Origin of the sequence: Candidatus Enterococcus leclercqii (assembly GCF_009933135.1) — a bacterium.
Classification (GTDB): Bacteria; Bacillota; Bacilli; order Lactobacillales; family Enterococcaceae; genus Enterococcus_C; species Enterococcus_C leclercqii.
Map to the genome: position 1 here is coordinate 19,478 of NZ_MAEH01000015.1, position 18,954 is coordinate 38,431.

General features: G+C 44.1%; 20 protein-coding genes and 1 pseudogene. 6 read left to right on the forward strand and 15 right to left on the reverse strand.

Annotated features, from left to right (window positions below; translation table 11 throughout):
- Window positions 1-124 precede the first annotated feature (124 nt).
- Window positions 125-463 (reverse strand): zinc ribbon domain-containing protein YjdM, encoded by a 339-nt coding sequence (locus BAU14_RS09675; protein ID WP_161899908.1) that lies wholly within the window; start codon window positions 461-463, stop codon window positions 125-127.
- Between the two features lie 390 nt (window positions 464-853).
- On the opposite strand from BAU14_RS09675, the gene BAU14_RS09680 reads away from it, so the two are divergent.
- Together BAU14_RS09680 and BAU14_RS09685 are read left to right on the forward strand one after the other, a co-directional pair.
- Window positions 854-1,276 carry a hypothetical protein gene (locus BAU14_RS09680; protein ID WP_161899909.1) on the forward strand — a complete coding sequence of 141 codons (423 nt, stop codon included), beginning with the start codon at window positions 854-856 and terminating at the stop codon, window positions 1,274-1,276.
- A 41-nt stretch (window positions 1,277-1,317) separates the two neighbouring features.
- A pseudogene (locus tag BAU14_RS09685) lies at window positions 1,318-2,718 on the forward strand (flotillin family protein); the annotation flags it as partial.
- Window positions 2,719-2,911: 193 nt separating this feature from the next.
- On the opposite strand, the gene BAU14_RS09690 reads toward BAU14_RS09685, so the two are convergent.
- The 9 genes from BAU14_RS09690 to BAU14_RS09730 all read right to left on the reverse strand — a co-directional run bounded on the left by BAU14_RS09690 (window position 2,912) and on the right by BAU14_RS09730 (window position 11,490).
- Complete coding sequence (locus tag BAU14_RS09690) at window positions 2,912-3,568, reverse strand: MIP/aquaporin family protein (protein ID WP_161899910.1); 657 nt, start codon at window positions 3,566-3,568, stop codon at window positions 2,912-2,914.
- Window positions 3,569-3,872: 304 nt separating this feature from the next.
- The gene (gene gap / locus BAU14_RS09695) at window positions 3,873-4,883 is read right to left on the reverse strand and encodes a type I glyceraldehyde-3-phosphate dehydrogenase (RefSeq protein ID WP_161899911.1); all 1,011 of its coding nucleotides are present in this window, start codon (window positions 4,881-4,883) and stop codon (window positions 3,873-3,875) included.
- A 528-nt stretch (window positions 4,884-5,411) separates the two neighbouring features.
- Complete coding sequence (locus tag BAU14_RS09700; RefSeq protein ID WP_237580443.1) at window positions 5,412-6,104, reverse strand: Crp/Fnr family transcriptional regulator; 693 nt, start codon at window positions 6,102-6,104, stop codon at window positions 5,412-5,414.
- A 102-nt stretch (window positions 6,105-6,206) separates the two neighbouring features.
- Window positions 6,207-6,746 (reverse strand): ferritin-like domain-containing protein, encoded by a 540-nt coding sequence (locus tag BAU14_RS09705; protein ID WP_237580444.1) that lies wholly within the window; start codon window positions 6,744-6,746, stop codon window positions 6,207-6,209.
- Between the two features lie 69 nt (window positions 6,747-6,815).
- Complete coding sequence (locus BAU14_RS09710; protein WP_161899912.1) at window positions 6,816-7,043, reverse strand: heavy-metal-associated domain-containing protein; 228 nt, start codon at window positions 7,041-7,043, stop codon at window positions 6,816-6,818.
- A gap of 174 nt (window positions 7,044-7,217) precedes the next feature.
- Window positions 7,218-9,128: a heavy metal translocating P-type ATPase gene (locus BAU14_RS09715; RefSeq protein WP_161899913.1), complete on the reverse strand. Its 1,911-nt coding sequence runs from the start codon at window positions 9,126-9,128 to the stop codon at window positions 7,218-7,220.
- Between the two features lie 197 nt (window positions 9,129-9,325).
- Entirely contained in the window at window positions 9,326-10,171 is an 846-nt protein-coding gene (locus tag BAU14_RS09720; RefSeq protein ID WP_161899914.1) for a hypothetical protein, read from the reverse strand.
- A complete protein-coding gene (locus tag BAU14_RS09725) occupies window positions 10,168-10,500 on the reverse strand; it encodes a PadR family transcriptional regulator (RefSeq protein ID WP_161900035.1) in 333 nt (110 codons plus the stop codon). The genes BAU14_RS09720 and BAU14_RS09725 overlap by 4 nt, the downstream gene beginning before the upstream one ends.
- 312 nt (window positions 10,501-10,812) lie before the next feature.
- Window positions 10,813-11,490, reverse strand: a complete 678-nt coding sequence (locus BAU14_RS09730) for an HAD family hydrolase (RefSeq protein ID WP_161899915.1) — start codon at window positions 11,488-11,490, stop codon at window positions 10,813-10,815.
- Between the two features lie 215 nt (window positions 11,491-11,705).
- On the opposite strand from BAU14_RS09730, the gene BAU14_RS09735 reads away from it, so the two are divergent.
- Genes BAU14_RS09735 through BAU14_RS09750 form a run of 4 tightly spaced genes read left to right on the forward strand, consistent with a single transcriptional unit; the run spans window position 11,706 to window position 14,236 of the window.
- Complete coding sequence (locus BAU14_RS09735; RefSeq protein WP_161899916.1) at window positions 11,706-12,020, forward strand: rhodanese-like domain-containing protein; 315 nt, start codon at window positions 11,706-11,708, stop codon at window positions 12,018-12,020.
- Between the two features lie 2 nt (window positions 12,021-12,022).
- Entirely contained in the window at window positions 12,023-13,684 is a 1,662-nt protein-coding gene (locus BAU14_RS09740) for an FAD-dependent oxidoreductase (RefSeq protein ID WP_161899917.1), read from the forward strand.
- A complete protein-coding gene (locus tag BAU14_RS09745; RefSeq protein ID WP_161899918.1) occupies window positions 13,677-13,976 on the forward strand; it encodes a rhodanese-like domain-containing protein in 300 nt (99 codons plus the stop codon). The genes BAU14_RS09740 and BAU14_RS09745 overlap by 8 nt, the downstream gene beginning before the upstream one ends.
- Window positions 13,973-14,236 carry a metal-sensitive transcriptional regulator gene (locus BAU14_RS09750; protein WP_161899919.1) on the forward strand — a complete coding sequence of 88 codons (264 nt, stop codon included), beginning with the start codon at window positions 13,973-13,975 and terminating at the stop codon, window positions 14,234-14,236. The genes BAU14_RS09745 and BAU14_RS09750 overlap by 4 nt, the downstream gene beginning before the upstream one ends.
- Window positions 14,237-14,396: 160 nt before the next feature.
- Here the strand turns inward: BAU14_RS09750 and BAU14_RS09755 are convergent, their stop codons facing one another.
- From BAU14_RS09755 to BAU14_RS09775, 5 genes are all read right to left on the reverse strand, one after another.
- The gene (locus BAU14_RS09755) at window positions 14,397-15,272 is read right to left on the reverse strand and encodes an AraC family transcriptional regulator (RefSeq protein ID WP_161899920.1); all 876 of its coding nucleotides are present in this window, start codon (window positions 15,270-15,272) and stop codon (window positions 14,397-14,399) included.
- Window positions 15,273-15,286: 14 nt separating this feature from the next.
- A complete protein-coding gene (locus tag BAU14_RS09760; protein WP_161899921.1) occupies window positions 15,287-16,420 on the reverse strand; it encodes a C45 family autoproteolytic acyltransferase/hydolase in 1,134 nt (377 codons plus the stop codon).
- A gap of 137 nt (window positions 16,421-16,557) precedes the next feature.
- Window positions 16,558-17,115: a GNAT family N-acetyltransferase gene (locus BAU14_RS09765; protein ID WP_202622203.1), complete on the reverse strand. Its 558-nt coding sequence runs from the start codon at window positions 17,113-17,115 to the stop codon at window positions 16,558-16,560.
- A 110-nt stretch (window positions 17,116-17,225) separates the two neighbouring features.
- Complete coding sequence (locus BAU14_RS09770; protein WP_161899922.1) at window positions 17,226-18,173, reverse strand: PTS sugar transporter subunit IIB; 948 nt, start codon at window positions 18,171-18,173, stop codon at window positions 17,226-17,228.
- A 167-nt stretch (window positions 18,174-18,340) separates the two neighbouring features.
- Window positions 18,341-18,811 (reverse strand): GNAT family N-acetyltransferase, encoded by a 471-nt coding sequence (locus BAU14_RS09775; RefSeq protein ID WP_161899923.1) that lies wholly within the window; start codon window positions 18,809-18,811, stop codon window positions 18,341-18,343.
- Window positions 18,812-18,954: the final 143 nt, after the last annotated feature.

Sequence of the window (18,954 nt, forward strand, 5' to 3'; positions counted from 1 at the left end):
TTTGTTATTGGCGAATCAGCAGGTAAAAGTTTTTGTAAACTTTCGCTATTTCAAAACTAGCATAAACTTTTTCCAGTGATCCGTTACTGTCAGTTTACAATTGGAAGATGAACTTTTTGTGAAATCAGTTTTTCTTAACAAATTCCGATTTTAAAGACATCGCACCGAAGCCGTCGATCTTGCAATCAATGTTGTGATCGCCTTCTACCAATCGAATGTTTTTTACTTTTGTTCCTTGTTTGATGGGACCTGACGCACCTTTGACCTTCAGATCTTTGATAACCGTCACGCTGTCGCCATCTTGCAACAGGTTTCCATTGGCATCTTTGACTACCAGGCCGCTCTCTTGTTCAACTGACTGCGCCTCACTCCACTCGTGACCGCATTCGGGACAAACGAACAACCCGCGATCCTCGTAAGTGTATTCTGAGCCGCATTGGGGGCAGTTTGGTAATTGTGACATCTACTTCATTCCTTTTTGTTTATTTTTTTATGACAGTTCCCATTGTATCTGAAAAAAGTCTCCCTGAAAAGCTGGTTTCCCCTTTCCACCACTTTCGTCAGCTTTGGCACTTTCTTTAAACTTCCATCGAAAAGAAGTAAAAAGCTGAAGAAAAAAGATGCTTCCTATATTATAAATCATTTTTCCATGAAAGGCTTTCAATGACAAAAATTAGGGATTCATTAAATCAGACCATTTTCTATAAATTCCCGTCAGATTTTACTTGAAGCGTCGTCATAGTTGTCCTATCATATTGTTAAACATAACGGGAAACTGTTACAGGCGCAAAAAGGATTCCCCGGAGTTTTTTTAACTACGGGGAGATTTTTGAAAAAACGAGGTGTATATTCCATGGGAAATCTTATCGAATGGATCAATAGTCAAATCGCTTGGTTGCCGTCTTTTGGTCAACTGCTGGTTTGGCTTTTATTGGTCCTACTTTTGGCTACCGTCGTTTACCTATTGTTCAGCCTGTTGCTAGCACCTTTTATGTTGTTGTACAACCGCCTTACCGACAAAAACACGAGCAACGTCCCAGCAAGTGACGACTATTTACTGGGTGAGTTGACCGAAAAAATCCACGGCACCGCCCTTGGTGAAGTGATGGAAGTTGGTTCTGGTGAGGCACGGTCGGTTCATCCAGCCCGTTTGTACAACGAAGCAGACGCCCAAAACGGGCTGCTGCTCCCGGTTGGTACCAAGGTCCTGATCATTGATTTTGATGAGCGGGGCATCGCTTTGGTTGTGCAAAGCAAGAGTTTTATCGCTGATTAGCTTTGGCTTTTCAGTTAGAGAAAAGAAGGAGTGAGGAAGAAATGATTTTAAATCCAATTTTGTTGATTATCATCCTGATCGTAGCGCTATTGGTCTTTTTGATGGTCCGCTACCGCATCGGAAAACCCGACGAAGCACTAATCGTCACTGGTTCTCTTCTGGGGAAAGAGGGCATCAAGATTTTGAAAAACAGCGGGACTTTCGTGATCCCCATCATCCAAAAAGCCCACAAACTGAGCTTGCTGACCCACAAGTTAGAGATTGGCACGCCAGAAGTTTATACCGAGCAAGGAGTTCCCATCAAGGCTTCTGCGACTGTCTTGGTGAAAGTCGGCAACTCGACTGAAGCTATCAAAACAGCCGCCGAACAATACCTGGGCAAATCCACAGATGAATTAGAAGACGAAGCAAAAGAAGTATTGGAAGGTCACTTGCGGGCGATTCTCGGAACGATGACCGTCGAAGCCATCTATAAAAACCGAGATGACTTTGCCGAACAAGTCCAAAACGTAGCTTCTACTGACTTGAAAAAAATGGGGCTGGAAATCGTTTCTTTCACCATCAAAGACGTATCTGATCCCAATGGTTACTTGGATGCATTAGGTCGACCACAGATTGCCGAAGTGAAGAAAAATGCAGAAGTCGCCGAATCCAATGCTTTGCGTGAAACTCGGATTAAGCAAGCAGAAAACGAACAGTTGGCTCAGCACGAAGAAATTCGCCGTAAGACAGAAATTGCGGAAGCCAACAAAGATATGGCCTTAAAACAAGCCCAGTATCAACAAGAGCAAGAAGTCGCCCAAGCCCAAGCGGAACAAATCGCAGTGGCAGAAAAAATGAAGGTCAACCTCATCGAGCAAGACAAGAACATCGAAATCCAAGCCAAACAAGCGGAATTGGCAGAAAAAGAATTGACTGCCACTCTTCGCAAAAAGGCTGAAGCTGATAAGTACGTTGTAGAACAAAATGCCCTGGCTGACAAAGCTCGTGAAATCGCCCATGCGGAAGCCGAAGCCGAAAAAGTTCGCCTGGCTGCCCATGCGGAAGCTGAACGGATCGAGAAACTGGGGGCTGCTGACGCTGAAAAGATCGCCAAAATCGGTCAAGCCGAAGCCGAAAGTCGCGAAAAGATGGCCATCGCCCTTACCAAGCTCAACGAAGCAGGGATTTTGATGGAATTCATCAAAGTTCTGCCGGAAATCGCCAAAGAAGTCAACGCACCACTGTCCAACATCGACAAAGTGGTCAGCTTCGGCTCTGGCGACGGACTGCCTGAAATGGGCCAAGCTGGTTTGGCTCGAACCTTTGACACAATCAAAGAAACAACTGGACTGGATCTCGTCTCTTTAATCAATGATTCCATGTCCACTCGCAGCGGCAACCGAGAACTAGTAGCCGCATTGGAGGAAAAAGAAACCCTGCCAACTTCTGCTACACCAAAATCTCCTACTGTAAAACCGGAAGCAGCCGCTGAACCTCGTCATGCTGCACCAAAAGCACCGGCTGCAAAACCTGCCCCCGATCAAGAACCTGCAAAGCGGGGCACCAAATACGATATTTAAGTTACGCCGGCAAACTGATTGCAAAAAAACACCGTCGCCTTTTTCAGGTCGACGGTGTTTTTTATTTCATTAATTAAGCCGGATCTTCTGAACCAGTCACTTTTGCGACAATTGAGGCCAATGCTGACCCTACCAGTGGCGCAAATAGATAGACCGGATAATGTTTCAACGCATCGCCGCCAGCAAAGATTGCCGGACCAAAACTACGGGCCGGATTCAATGAACCGCCGGTGAGATTCAATGCCACGATAATCAAGAAGCCCAAAACCAACCCAATAGAAAACGGTGCTAAATTGCCGTTACCATATTTGGCACTGGTGGACATCAAGATTACGAAAACAAAGATAAAGGTGATTACTACTTCAACGATGAAAGCATCCAACGCACTGATATTGGTGAAATCAGTTTGTCCCATCGCATCTTTAGCCAAGCCCAACATACTGCCAAAGTAGCGGATCAGTGCCGCAGCAACTGTTGCTCCTAGAAATTGTGAAATCCAGTAACCCACAGCATCTTTTAATGCCAAACGTTTGTTGAGCACCATCGCTAATGTCACGGCTGGGTTGAAATTCCCACCAGAGACACCTCCTACCGCAATTGCCATGATGGTGATTGCCAAACCAAAGGCCAAACCAATCGCCAAGGTATCTCCTTTAGCAATTACGACTGTCCCAGTTCCTAAAAAGACCAATAAGAGCGTTCCCATAAATTCTGCAATATATTTTCTCATCTTATACTCCTCCTTTCCTTGTTTATAAAAAAATTATAGCACGCAGCGCCTCGTTTCACTGTTTTAACGTCTCGGACAGCAGAAAATTTCTGAAAACAATCGGGTGAATCTGACTTTTCCTGATCATCCTAACCCTCTGAAAAAAGGGTCGAAAAAAAGCCCGCTTGTCTGACAGCCATTAATTTCTCTGTCAAAAAAGCAGAAGAAAGATATCCCTCACTTTCCATCCATTTCAAAACTGTTTCTTTGCTACTTAAAAAAGCGGCAGCGCTGATGGGCGCTACCGCTTCAAATACCTATCGACTTACAAGTTAGCAAATTTTTCCAACAAACGAATCATTTGGCAAGTAAAGCCGTATTCGTTGTCATACCAAGCAACAGTTTTCACCAGTTGGAATTCACCAGCTGAGGTCACTTCAGTTTGTGTTGGGTCAAAAATTGAACCTTGTGTCGTACCAATTACATCACCGGAAACGATTTGACGATCGTCGTAACCAAATGATGGGTTGTCAATGGTGTGTTTTTTCATTGCTTCGTTGACTTCATCAGCAGTTACTTGACGATCCAAGATAGTTACCAATTCAGTTAATGACCCATCTACTACTGGCACCCGTTGTGCATGACCTTGCAGTTTGCCATTCAATTCAGGAATAACCAAACCGATTGCTTTGGCTGCACCAGTAGAATGTGGAATAGTATTGTCGGCTGCTGAGCGGGCTGCCCGCAGATTGCCGCCGCGTACTGGGCCGTCCAACAGCATTTGTGTAGAAGTATACGCATGAACTGTGGTCATTGTCCCAACTTTGATACCGAATTCGTTATTCAAGAAATAAGCCATCGGTGCCAAACAGTTTGTTGTACAAGAACCGGCAGAGATGATCTTGTCATCTGATGTCAGAGTATCATCGTTGACATTGTAAACGATGGTCTTCATTGCACCAGCTGGAGCTGAGATAACAACGCGTTTAACGCCGGCATCCAAATGGGCTTTGGCTTTTTCTTCAGAAGTGTAAAAACCCGTACATTCCAAAACGATATCCACACCGTTTTCTTTCACCCAAGGAATCTTGCTGGCATCCGGTTCAGCATAAACACGAGTTGTTTCCCCATCAACTACGATAGAATCTTCTGTCGCAGTTACTGTTCCAGGATAAGTGCCATGAGTGGAATCGAATTGCAGCAGTTGTGCCAACATCACTGGACTAGTCAAATCGTTGATTGCGACTACTTCAATATCATCAGAAACTTCTTTGATTCGACGGAAAGCCAAACGACCGATACGTCCAAAACCATTAATACCTACTTTTACTGTCATGTGTTGCTTCCTCCTTTTTTCACTACGAAAATCAGATAAACTTACAGCGTGGTTCACTTATGATTTTCTATCGAAAACGCGGGTTTGTCAAAAGATTGGGCTCGGACTGCCGCTTTTCAACTTAACAGTCGCGCCAACCACATAGGACTGGGAAAAAAGCTGCGACAACAACCTTGTCCCCCAAACGAGCAACATACCAAAAGTGAGCTCTAATGAAGAGCTTCCTTGATTTTCTAAAGGGGAATCAGCATAATTCACTTTTTCTCTTATTCATGCGGAAATGCTCCTTCTCCGGACTTTAACACAAGGATTGTTGTAACTATTTGCCAGCAACTAGCATCTAGTTGGTTGCTTAGGTGATGCCATATCCTCCGCCACTTGCTGCTTAAAAGAGGGAATATCACAGTCTTGTTATCCAAAAAAATGCTCAGGCAAGCAGGTTCCTTGCTCTGAGCCAGCCATTCTTTTATTTTTGACGGTTGAAAGACTTCCCAGCTGAACAATCAGCACTTGTTTTAGCTTTTCCGCCTACAACTCCTCCAACCCCTCCACATCCAAGATAGTGACGTTGCTACTTTTACGACGAATCAGCTTTTTTTCTTCCAATAGCTTGAACTTTCGTGACAAGGTTTCTGGCGTTGTACCCAAGTAAGCCGCCAACTCCTTCATCTTCATGGGAATTGTAAGCTCAAGACTACCCACGGCTACCTGTAAATCTGTCAGGTACTTGGCTAGTCTTTCCTCGACTTTTTCCATCAGCAGAAATTGAGTCTGTTGTTCCACTGCAGTCATCTTATTGGCAGTCAATTCCAGTAACTTCAAGCTCAGCTGCGGATAATTCAAAAGTAAACGTTGAAAATCTGCTTGTTTCAAGAGACAGACTTCAGTTGGTTGTAGTGCTTCAGCAAACAAATCGTTATTTGAAGCTCCGAAAAGCTGACTCTCCCCTTCATAGCCACCAGGTGACACCACTCGTAACAATTGTTCCCGACCAGCTGCTGAAAGCTGATAAACTTTGAGATTTCCCCGCGCCACAATTACAAGCTGAGGCTCACCATCCGGGGTCAAAACCTGTTCCCCTTTTGAAAAATGTCGATGATGTACCAACTGATTAATCTTCTCTTGGTCAGCAGTATCCAAATGATTGAATAACGGTACCAAGGTCACACACAGGTGTTGATGCGAGGTGGTAGTTTCCAAATTTCCGGTTGAATGTGGCACGGTTTTCACGACCTCTCCGATATTGTATTCTCTCACAGTGCGAGCTGTTAAAAAACAGTAGCTCGGCCTTATTTCATCAGCAAGAAACTTTTGCAGTCAGCCTTAGTCGTCATCCTCTTCTTCCAGTCCCTCAGTCACTTCATTACCTAAATAACTCTGTAAACAAAAAATCTGATGTTTGATCCAACCGTAAAGCTCCTTCAAAAAAGTAGCTAAGGCATATTTTTCCTCTTTTTCTGCCAAGGCGATTCCCCGGGTGATAAATAGATTTTGGGTTGCAAAATCTTTGACTGTAGACAAAATCAAGGTATCTGCTGCTTCATACTTCAGTTGCCCATTTTCTTCCAACATACTGTATTGCGTAAATTCCATTGAAGTAGTGGGGATAACTTCCCCTTCATCTAACATCCGCTGATTCAATTGGTCAAACAACTTGCTTTCTTCTACTAAAACCTTTGGAAAGTGTTGGGTGATGAAATCACCCTCAACTCCCTTGGCATAATAGATGATCTGGCGCAATTTGTGCTGTTGAATCATCAAATTACTGATAATGTGACCAGTCATAGCCCCAGCGGTTGGGGTGTGATGATCCCGTTCTGATTTTACTAATTCCGCTTGGTATTTTTCTTCTGCGACTGTCATAAGGCCCTCTTCTTTCTTGTATAACTCTAATTGTAGTTGCTCATTTTTCATGTCTGTTGTTTTTAATTGTTACAACTCTTTAACTTTGACTGATTGGACATCATAACCCAACTTTTCAATGACGGTTTTCAGCTGTTCACCACTGGTAGCTGCTGAATCAATTTCTGCCTTGACTTTACTAGCGTTGAACAATACTTTGACATTTTTCACTCCCGGCTGACTGGCCACACCAGCCTCAATTTTTTGCATACAGCTTGGACAAGTGAGTGCGCCTAATTGCAGAATAACTTTTTCCATGATGATTTTCTCTTCCTTTCATCTGCCATATAACTATTGGCAGCTTTTATTTTGCTTAACTGATTTGCTTAAAAATCACAATACTTTTGACAACTACGAAGCTTTCTTACATTTCCAGTCTAGTTGCTTTTTTTAAGAAAAAAATTGATAGCAATCAAGTTTTATAAAAAAGATTTACTCTAATAAAGTAGCTGTCAAGTCTTTCTCTGAGACAGTCACTTGGTCATGTTTAGTTCGGTAGCCGAGAAGACGCATGCCATTAATTACCACTACTAAAATACTCAACTCATGGACCAGCATGCCACTAGCCATGTAGATATAGCCAGCCACTAAACCGATTAGTAAAAACAACACAGTTCCAACTGCAATGGCAATGTTTTCCTTCATATTCGCCACTGTCTTTTTCGTGAGGCCATAGCCTTGAACCAAATTCGCAAAATTTGATTGCATCAAGACGATGTCGGAAGTCTCTACAGCGACATCTGTCCCATTTCCCATGGCGATGCCAATATCTGCCAAAGCAATGGATGGACTATCGTTTACCCCATCACCAACAAATGCGACTTTGTGCCCAGAAGCCTGCAACTGACGAACATAGGCTGATTTTTCCTCTGGCAAAAGGCCGCCTTTTACTGTGTTCAATGCCAACTGCTGACCTACAAGATCTGCAGCTGCCTGATTATCACCAGTCAGCATGACCAGCTGTTTGGCACCCATTTTGCGTAACTGTTGCAACGTTGACGCTGCTTCTTTGCGAATTTGATCTTTAATCCCAATCAATAACGCCAGCTGCCCATCTACTGCAATTAGTACAGTAGAATTCCCTTCTCTTTGTAATTGCGACAGCTCCTTTTGCAAAGCAGCAGAAAGCTGTACATTGCCAGCTTGCAATAATTTTTCGTTACCTACTAATAGCTGATATCCAGTCACGCTTGCCATGAGACCTTGTCCTTTGATCACTTTTGTCTCTGTCACTGCAGGATAGTTTTCCAAAGCTGCATATCTAGTAATGGCTTGTCCCAAGGGATGATCGCTCTCTCGTTCTACTGCAGCAGTCAGCATCAGGAGTTTCTCTTCACTTAATGAATGATTATAACTTCTAACTACCGCCACAGTGGGTTTTCCTTCTGTTAAGGTGCCGGTTTTATCAAACACAAAAGTATCAACTTGGCTGAAAGTATCCAACACCTGCCCGCCTTTAATCAAAATCCCGTTTTTAGCGCCATTGCCAATTCCTGCTACACTGGAAACTGGCACACCAATCACTAGCGCACCGGGACACCCCAACACCAAGATCGTGATGGCCAACCGCAAATCTTGCGTAACAACACCGACGACTAAGGCTAGGAGCAAGACTGCTGGCGTATAATATTTGGCAAATTTATCAATCACTCCTTCAGCGTTAGACTTAGCATCTTGTGCTTCTTCTACCAACTCAATAATCTTGCCAAAAGTTGTATCCTCCCCCACCTTTTCAGCTGTGACTTTTAATGTGCCGTTTTCTAGAATAGTTCCTGCAAACACTTTGTCACCGACACTTTTAGCAGCCATTTGTGCTTCGCCGGTAACACTGGCTTCATTCAAATGACCTCGCCCTTCGCTAATTACACCATCCACCGGCACTTGTGCGCCAGTCTTCACCAATAGCAAATCACCTGCAACTACCTCGTCGATATCCACCTTTTCAATGGTTCCTGCTTCATCTAAAAGTAAGGCTGAAGCCGGAGCCATTTTCGTCAACTGGCTGATGGCAGAGCGGGTTTTTTCTAATGTCTTTTGCTCCAGCAGCGCGCCAAATAAAAATAAAAAGGTCACGATTGCTGACTCATTGTATTCACCGATAACAAAGGCTCCCAATACTGCGATTGTTACCAAAAGTTCGATGGAGACGACTTTTACCCGCAATGCTTGGTACGCTTGAATTGCGATAGGTAGAAAACCTATAATTGAAGCTGTGACCATCGCTACTTGCCAACCTAATTGCCAATGAGCAAGCCATTTTGCTGCAAAAGCTACAGCGATTAAGATGCCACTTGCGATTGCAATCTGATTTTTGTGCTGCAATATGATTCGTTGCGTTTTCATGTTTTTTTCCTCCTAGCAAATGTGTACGAGTCGCCTCACCAGCAACTTTCTTCTTATCGGATTTTCCAGACAAGACGACTTCATACTTCTTAAAGACAAGCTCAGTTTACCCCACGGCTTCACAGAAAGAATTGACAGCTATCAAGAAAAAAAGAGACAACAGCAAAATTGCTGTCATCTCTTGACTCGTCGGTTATTCAACTTTCTTCTAGCTTTTTCCCCTGAATCCAAGTCCAAATGATGTAGGCTACTCCTGCAAGCACTAGGGCTATCACAGAAAACCACTTTTCCCAAAACATCCCAGTGAGTAGCTGAGCCGCGTTCAAGCGCCGTACCACTCCGATAAGTGCGAATACGTACAAGACCATCGTCATCGGATAAAAGGCGGGATCACTTGCTTTAATCAGCCAAACGGTCAATGCTATCAGCAGGATACTCAATAAGATTAAATCTGCCGGGTAGAAAATTTCAATTAGACCGTCATCTACTAACAGCATTCCTGCTGCCAGTTGTCCACCGACAACTAGCAGCAAAATCAGAAAAATTCCGAAAAAGACTAACTTATTGTCTTTCTTTTGACGTTTGAAGATTCCCCATTTAAGAAGCCCAAAAATTCCTGCCACCCCCAACACGCCCAATAGACCACTGAGGAGGTACTGGGGAAGAGAAATCTTCATCACACCACTGCTGCTAAAATCACTGATTAGGTTGATTAGCCACAAAACACCCACCACGCTTCCTACCAGAGACAGCTTGGTTTTTATGTCAGCTTTGGTGGTGTTGGCCAAAAGAGAATCTGCTAGCCCTTTCGGATCATTTCCAAAAAAATCGACAGCAGTTATCCCGTCTGCTTGTGCCGCTATTAAATCTGTCGCTATCTGATACAATTGTGCGTTCAGTTCTCCTTCATCTACGAGTAGTCCGCCAAAAGACATGTACATTCGCAAATCATCAAAATAGTCCTTATTTGTAGGGGTCAACTGGTCTTCCAGCTGATTCAGTTTCTCGCGATAAATTGCTGCAAGTTTGCGGTTCTTTTTCATAGTTTTTCAACTCCGATCAAAAGATTGACTTTCTGCTCCAATTGACGCCACTGTTGAGTAAAGTCTGCCAATGCCGCCTCTCCGGAAGCTGTCAGGGTAAAATATTTGCGATCTGGTCCTTCTGGTGATTTTTTCATGACACCAGCAATTTGCCCATTTTTTTCCAGCTTTTGCAATAATGGGTAAATGGTTCCTCCCACAATAGTTGTAAATCCAGCTGCCTTCAACTGTTGAACCAATTCATAGCCATAAATAGTCCCATTGCCCTGTTGAATCAGTGTTAAGACACAGCCTTCTAGGACTCCTTTGAGCATTTGGGTCTCTTTCAATGTCAGCCCTCCTTTATTTTCGTCTTTTCTGTCAAACAAACCTTCTTGTAGCTTCATTGCTGGAACCTTCTACTTGATAGGCTCCCTTCAAGCTCGTCAATTTAACTCTTAACTAGTTTGTTTTACATACTACTGGAACAACCACACTATACACCGACGCAGCTAGTTTGTAAAGCATACTAGTCATTTTTTACTCCTTTCTTCTCGGAATTTCTTACACACAGTTTCAAAGACCGCTGCTGTCTTGTCAAAGCCAGCACAAAAAAACCGACGAAAATGAAATCGTCGGTTGAAATACAGCCTTATCTTTTCTTATGCAAACAAGTTTCTGACCCGCGAATCAGTAAAATCATCAATCACTGCATCAACATTTCCCAAATAAGACAACATCGCACCATTACCATCAGTGGTAATGGCAAAGATTTTTTTAGCAGCCGCATTATGGGCAGCTTTGATGCCGGAGACGGAATCTTCAAAAACCACACATTCTGAAGGTTTTAGACCAATTTTCTCTGCCGATTGCAAATAGAAATCCGGGGCGGGTTTGCTCTTCATCTCGCCATTATCATAGATTACTTTTTCATAGTCGAACCAGCGACCTAGATCAAAAGCTTCAAAATAAAAATCTACATTGCCTTTACCAGCGGCGGTAGCAATGTTGAAAGGCACCTGCTTTTGTTTTAAATCATCCAAAAATTCCGAAAGCCCTGCTGTCAAATGGGCTGCATCAGGGTGACTGCGGACTAGCTCGCGGTAGATAGCTTCTTTTTTCTCCCCCCACTCGATGGCCTCTTCCTTCGTGAAGGGGCGCTCAAACAGATACTCCAGCACTAGACGATTATTTTTTCCGTGGACATTTTGGTCAAACTCATCGCGAGTCAGTTGCTTATGGGCTTCTTTTTCAGCAAACCTCAGCCACGCTTCTTCATTGAAGGGCGAATCTTGGAACATGGTCCCATTAAAATCAAACAGCACACCTTTTATCATCATAGACACATCCTTCTTGGCTTATTCTTACTCTATTGTGCCTAAAAAAAGGTTCCTTGGCAAATCAGACCTTGCCCTACTATACCTATATGGGTATCAATAACAATCTGCCACAGCCTCAAATACTTTTGTGTCTTGTAGGAAAACAAAAAGATTGACGTTGTTGGAATTATCGGTTTAAATATACCCGTATAGGTATATAAAAAGGAGTGGCACCAATGTTGACGTTATTCAAGAAGACACCGAGTATCTCTGTGTCGCAATTACAAGAAAAGCTTCGCAGCACAGTCCATCTACTGGATGTGCGCAGTTCAGCAGAATACCAGGGAGAGCATATTCTCCAAGCTGAAAATCTCCCATTGGAACGGGTAGAACGTTTTTCTGCTAAAACTACTGAACCCATCTATGTGATTTGTCAATCGGGGATGCGTAGCAAAAAAGCAGTCGCTATCCTGCGTAAAAAAGGAATAGACGCTGTAAATGTCCGAGGAGGCATGAACGCATGGCAAGGTCCTGTGAGAGGAGGCAAATAAGTATGAAAAAAGTAATAATTATCGGTGGTGTGGCTGGCGGAATGTCGGCAGCTACTCGCTTGCGGCGCCTGTCTGAGGATACTGAAATCATCATCTTTGAAAAAGGCCCCTACGTTTCTTTTGCAAACTGTGGGTTGCCCTACTACGTCTCCGGTGAAATCACTGAAAGAGACGACCTGTTAGTTCAGACACCGACAAGCCTGCGTGCACGTTTTGGTTTAGATATCCGACCGGAGCAAGAAGTGGTAGCTATCGACACCCAAAAGAAAGAAATTACGGTACAACACGGAGAACAGCTTTATCAAGAAAGCTATGATCAATTGCTGTTGTCTCCCGGTGCCAAACCTTTTGTCCCGCCAATTGCTGGTCTTGCAGCCGCTGAAAACGTCTTTGTTCTGCGAAATCTGCCAGATCTTGACCGGATTATGGCCCCCCTTGAAAAAGACCAGGTCCAACAAGCGGTGGTCATTGGTGCGGGATTTATCGGTCTGGAAATGGCGGAAAATCTTGCCAAACGAGGCTTGGCAGTGTCAATCATAGAAAAAGCACCGCAACTTTTGCCCCCGCTAGATGAAGAAATGGCAGCCTTTGTTGAAAGAGAACTTCTAGCAAAAGGAATCCGGGTCATTACCGGGCAATCGGTGGCGGCTTTTGAAGAAGCTGGCAAACAGATTCGTTTAGAAGATGGCAGTTATCTTGCCAGCGATTTGACAATATTGTCTGTCGGCGTTCAACCGGAAACTTCCCTTGCTCAAAAAGCTGGTCTCAAACTAGGCTTGCGCGGAGGGATTTTAGTGGATGAAAACTATCAGACCAGTGCCCCAGACGTCTACGCTGTCGGAGACGCCATCGTGGTCAAACAACAAATTACCGGTGAAGATGCCTTGATTTCACTAGCTTCCCCGGCAAATCGACAAGGACGGGAAGTCGCCGATGTATTAGCCGGAATACCCCGAAAAAATCAAGGCAGTATCGGGACAGCAATTTTGCGGGTTTTTGATCTGACTGCGGCCTCTACGGGTCTTAGCGAGCGCAATGCCGTAGCTGCCGGCTTGCAGCCAGCAGCAATCCATGTTTCTGGAAAAGACCATGCCGGTTATTATCCTGGGGCGTCGCAACTAACTTTGAAGCTGGTGTTTAATCCGGCCAACGGAAAGATTTTGGGTGCACAAGGGATAGGAAAAAAAGGGGTAGACAAACGCATTGATGTTCTTGCGACTGCCATTAAAGGCGGTCTCACCATTTTTGATCTGCCGGAATTAGAATTCACCTATGCCCCACCTTTTGGCTCGGCAAAAGATCCCGTGAACATGTTGGGTTATGCTGCGATGAACTTAGTAGAGGGTCTCAGTCAAAATGTCCAATGGCACCAATTAAACGAAGCGTTGGATCAAGGGGCCATCTTGTTAGATGTACGAACCCCCCAAGAATTAGCAGAAGGCGGTCACTTTCAAAGAGCCGTCCACCACATTCCCCTGCACGACCTGCGTTGTCGCCTTAGTGAACTTGCAGTTGACCAAGAATATATCGTCACTTGTCACAGTGGGCTACGCAGTTATCTGGCCGAACGAATCTTGAAACAAGCTGGCTTCCATGTCAAAAATCTCGACGGCGGCTTTTCATTGTACAGCACCGTTAAACCGGAGGAAATCAATCATGTATAATACAATCTCAACAACCGAACTAAAGCAAAAGTTACAGACTGAAACACTCGCGCTTTTGGATGTACGAGAAGCTTACGAGTTTGCTGAAGGGCATGTTCCCAAAGCTCAGAATCTGCCATTAAGTGAGCTTGGAGACACTGTGTCAAGCTTAGATCCTGCGACTCACTATTATCTCATCTGTCGCTCTGGTAATCGTTCCGCCAGCGCCTGTGAGTACCTCTCGCAAGCAGGTTTCCAAGTCACTAATATCGCTGGTGGCATGAACGACTGGAAAGGAGCAATCAGCCAATGACAAAGGCCTGTGAAAAATCTATCCTAAATCGCTTAAAACGAACAGAAGGTCAACTGCGGGGAATTCAAAAAATGATTGAAGCTGAACAAGACTGTAGTGATGTCATTACTCAGTTGAGTGCGGTTCGCTCCAGCGTGGATCGAATCATGGGGATTATCGTCGCGGAAAACTTAAAAAGCTGTCTCGAGCATCCTGACAAAGACGCCGCGAATCAAGAAGAAAAAATCCAGCAAGCGATTCAAATGATCATCAAAAAATAATCGTTTCAATCATTTAAGGACCGTGATAGTGGATCTTTCGTCTGAAAATGGCACAGATTTTGCACCACTGTCAGTATTCAACATGTGGCAGATAAAGAGTGTTCGTTTCCGAGATTGTGCCTTTTTTTCAAGTCAACGTTTCCGAACTTACTTTCCGAACTTACTGTAATGGAATGTATAAATCAACTTCACTTTCCGGATGGTCATACCCTAGAAAACGTTGATCATAAACTTCAAAATCCTCTTTATCTGCCAACTTCTCGTCTGTTGTCAAAAACCAAGTCCCCCAAATATACTCAAAGGTTTTGGGTAACATCCGCAACGTTCCTCGGTGAGTAAAAACGGCATAGCGGCCACTAGGAATAACCTTTGCAACAAATTCTGCCGGCAACCCTTCAAAAGAAGTCACTTCTACCCCGGCGACTTCAGTAAACAATACGTCTTCATGCATAGTATATAGAGTATTTTCATGGCAAGCTTCACAGATGCCGAATCCTCGCCCATTAAAAACACGATGAGGAATCTGTGTATAACAGGCGTTGGCTCGATCCCAAAGCTGACGCAGACGATTGTCCTTCAATGTAGTTTCTCCTCTGAGTCCCGCAACTTTGATTGATGCCAGCTCCACAATTTTGGGACGAACAGTCACATTAGCGGTTAGGTGATCCAACAAGCCGTTGTCCAGTCTTTCCTTAGCACCCACAAAGGTCGACAGTTGATTCTTCCGATAGTCTCGGGGACTCGCTTGATAAACTTGCTTAAAAGCGCGACTGAAGGCTTCGGCTGATTCAAAACCGGCGGTCAGTGCAATCGTAATTACCTTGTCTTGACTGTGCAACAATTTTTGGGCAGCCTCAGCTAAGCGCCTTTTTTTGATATAGCTCCCCACACTTTCCCCCAGGATTGCAGAAAACTGGCGCGTCAAATGATAGTAGGAATAGCCCGCCGCCTGTGCGACTTCTTCCACTGTAATTGCTTCAGTCAAATGGTTCTCAATGTAGCTGATTGCTTGTTCCAATGCTCGGCGGTAATCCATTCCTCTTCCCCCTTTTATCCAACATGAGGCGCTGACGATTGTTGCCAGTCAAAGGTTCCCCGAGGGGCTTTTTGCGGGTAAATCTTAATTTTTCCAATTGCTGTTTCTAGCGGCTGACCAATATCGTAACGCCGCCAACCATTTGCAGCTTCACCACCCCAAAGAAGTTGAACTATCCCTTCTGCCGGTGAAAAAATCATACTTTTGGTTGTTCCAAAAAATTCATCGAAGAAAGGACAACAAAGACCATCGGGATATTTTGCCAACAGCATTTGTTCTAGTTTGCTGCAAGAGATATTCTTTTGTCCCGTCAACTGTGCTTCAATAAATTGGTACCTGACATCTGAATGTTGCATCCGCTGTGGTTCAATGCGACTAAGTTTCGGCAGGACTGCATGATTTGTAGCAAAGAGCACCTGCTGCTCAGAAGATGCATCAATGATTTTTACTTCTCGGTTCCCATCCAACGTTTCAAACAATGCTGCCTGACCTGATTTGTCCACAAGCATCAAGTTAAGGTTGTAGGCAATAGGCATTTCTTCTAAATAGTCTAACGCTTCCGTGACATTTCGACAGTTTTCCAATACTCCCCGAATCACTGCCCAAAACTGCAGCCCTTTTAACTTTGGCCCACGCATATAGCTATCGGCCCCCACGGGAAACCCACAAGAGCTCATGGTGACCGCCAGTCCCTGCTCGTTGAAACCGTCATCGCGCCCAAAATGAAGAACACTGGTGCCCATATGTGTATAGCGCCCATTCACCGCTGTCTTGATGAAGCAGAAATCTTCAGTCCGGTGACTAAACTCATAGTTTCGGGCTAAAAGGGGTAGTCCGTTCTCACTAATTTTTGGTAAAACCGCAATCTGGCTACATCGGGGAATCAAATATGTCATGCTGTAAAAAAGTAAATTCTCTGAAGGTATCTGTAGCGCATCTGCACAACCGGTTAATTCTTCATTTAAACCAGGACACCAGCGATTAAAAAGTGCAATCGCCTCTTTTGTCTCTTGTCGACTGAAGTTTGGTCGTTTTTTGGTTTGCAATGCCAAAAGTGACGGTATTTTACTAATTTGCTTGCCATATTGGTAACCAATTTCATAGCTGCTTCCTGCTAGATCCATCGTATAGGTAGTTAGCCGTTCCATGCTGTCTTTCCCTCCTTCTGATAGAATAATTCATATCTTATCTTACTATCAGTTTAACAAGGGACAACGCCGACTACATGATATTTTCTGCGGTTTTCGTAAATTATCGAGTCGTTTTTCCCAGCAGCCTAAGCCCATCAAATCTCGTCAGCAATGATTTGCTCCCAGGTGAGCCAATCTTCTTTTAGCAGGCCATATATGAAAGTATCCTGCCAAAGGGGGTCCCCTGCATCATCAAAGAAAAAGTAGATATTTTTTCGCAAGTGTCCTTCCCGATAAAACCCGCTGCGCTCTAGAAGACGCCAAGAGGCTATGTTCTCAGGGTTGCACTCTGCAAACACCCGCTGCGCTTTTTCTTCAGAAAAGACCCAGCTCAACAATATCTGAACTGCTTCAGTTCCATATCCTTTTTTCTGATAGGCGCGGTTAAACACATAGCCCAGTTCCCAGTTTTGATGACTCTGTGGAGCCAGGTAGACATTGCCAATTAGTTTGCCGGTAGTTTTCAAGCAAACAGCATAAAACTCTGCTGATGATTCCCGCAAACAAGCCGCTTGTTGACATTGCTTTTTAGTTTGGACTGGGTAGGGCTCATACTTCACTACCTCTTTGTCAGACAACATTTCGTAAAGATCCTGCCAATCTGTTTTACGAAACGATCGAATCAACAGTCGCTCAGATACCAATGAGGCCATTATCCTTCTCCTTTTTTAGTCAAAATAATAAAATATCCAGACAACTTTTCTAAAATATTCTCCAATCGCTGTTTCTTTTAGCATTCAGAAAACTTGGGTCTGTCAAAAGATTATTTCTTTGCGGCCTTTTCAGCGACTTCCCATGAAAAAATCCCCAGAAAGCTCTTGCGCTTAGGCATTGGTGGAACTTCTAATGCCGCCACTTGAATCTCACTGCGGTATTCAGTGTGGACTTGAACTTCCAACAAAAATGTCAACCAGTCATCAAACTGCGGTTCCAGATTGCTTTCCCCTAAAACCTCTAAATCTGCTATGAAGATTGGAATGTGATAGGCTTTTAGCCACTGGCTGATTGTCGGTGAAAGTCCATTGATTCCCGGAAACAAAACCACGCCGTCGATGCGCCGAGCGATTTTTGGCAAATCTTCGGTCAACTCTTCTTGCCGCCCAAACAAAAGTCGTAAATCAAAATCTGCTTCCGGCTCCTGATACAAGACAGGAATCGAGAAGCGCTGCTTTATCGTTCGAATATCCCAACGACTCAAATAATCGGAAAACTCCCCCATTAGACGACTAGTCGAAGCCTGACCTAAAATGAGCAGTTCCATATTCTTGTCTCGACCTTTAGAGGCCTTTTTATAGCCCGATTGAGCGGCTCGTTCTTCATCTAAAATAATCAGTTCATCTAAAAGCTGGGGATACGCTTTAGAAGCCTCCATATTGCCAAAAATCCGCATCGGAATGTCTCTTACCAAAGTCGGATAAGGGGTTAACAGCTGTCGAAGTGCCGGTGTCATAAATCTGACTTGCGGCGCAATATAGACGACATCAAAGAGATTGCCAAATTCAAAGGCTGTATACTCACGAATTTCACCGGCACCACCATACGCAAAGACCAAGTCATAGGCACCACTGTAAGCTGCCGCATGTTTGGCAATGCTTTGGACATCGGCAAAAGCCGCCCGCAAATTTTCGTCATGCTGCTGAATTTCTTTGACCATTCGCTGGCAGAACATACTGGATGTCCCACCACCGGCACATCCTACATAAATAAACACAAGGCTTCATCTCTCTTCTTACTTGTTACCGGAACTACCGGAAGGTGAAAAGCGCGCTATAAATCCTTTGCCGAGGTCAGAATATTGTAGTTACTTAAAAGAGACCCTTCATCAGATTAACGCACTTCAACGCTTTGGCTACAAGATCTTGCTACGCTTTATTTGATTTAGCCGGACTGTGACGCAGTTTTTTTTAAACGAAATTCATGGTAAGTGACGTCGTTATAGGTATAGGAGAACTCCTCCAACGTGACAAAACCGAATTTTTCGTAGAGTTGCTGCGCTACCCCATTACTGATAGAAACACTGGTGTACAGTGGTACGGATCCATATTTAGCATAAAAATAATTCAGAAAAAGTTGCAGGGCCTGCTTGCCGTAGCCTTTGCCTTGATGCTTTTTGTCAATCATAAAACGGCTCATGCTCCATCCCGGCAATTCACTGTCAAAATCATAGAGTAAAAAACCAACCATCGTTTCCTCGTCGTAAATCCCCAAAGGAAACAACTCTGGCTCATAGGCAGCTTGCACGAGTGAATAGGCATTGGGCGCGACAAATTTCTGCTGTTCCGGTGCTGTTGCTAGTTGCAGACAAGACTCATAGTTTTCTCGGTCAATGGCTTTTAGTGTGATTATCAACTGGTTCACGGTCCTTTCGGTTGGCTTGCAGCCTTTTTTCATGAATGTAGCGAAAAAGGACAGCTCGCGCGCTTGGCTTTCCTCCATTCTAGATAACCAAGACAGCGGTGTCAAAGAAAGAACTATAATGAGCTTTTCAAAAA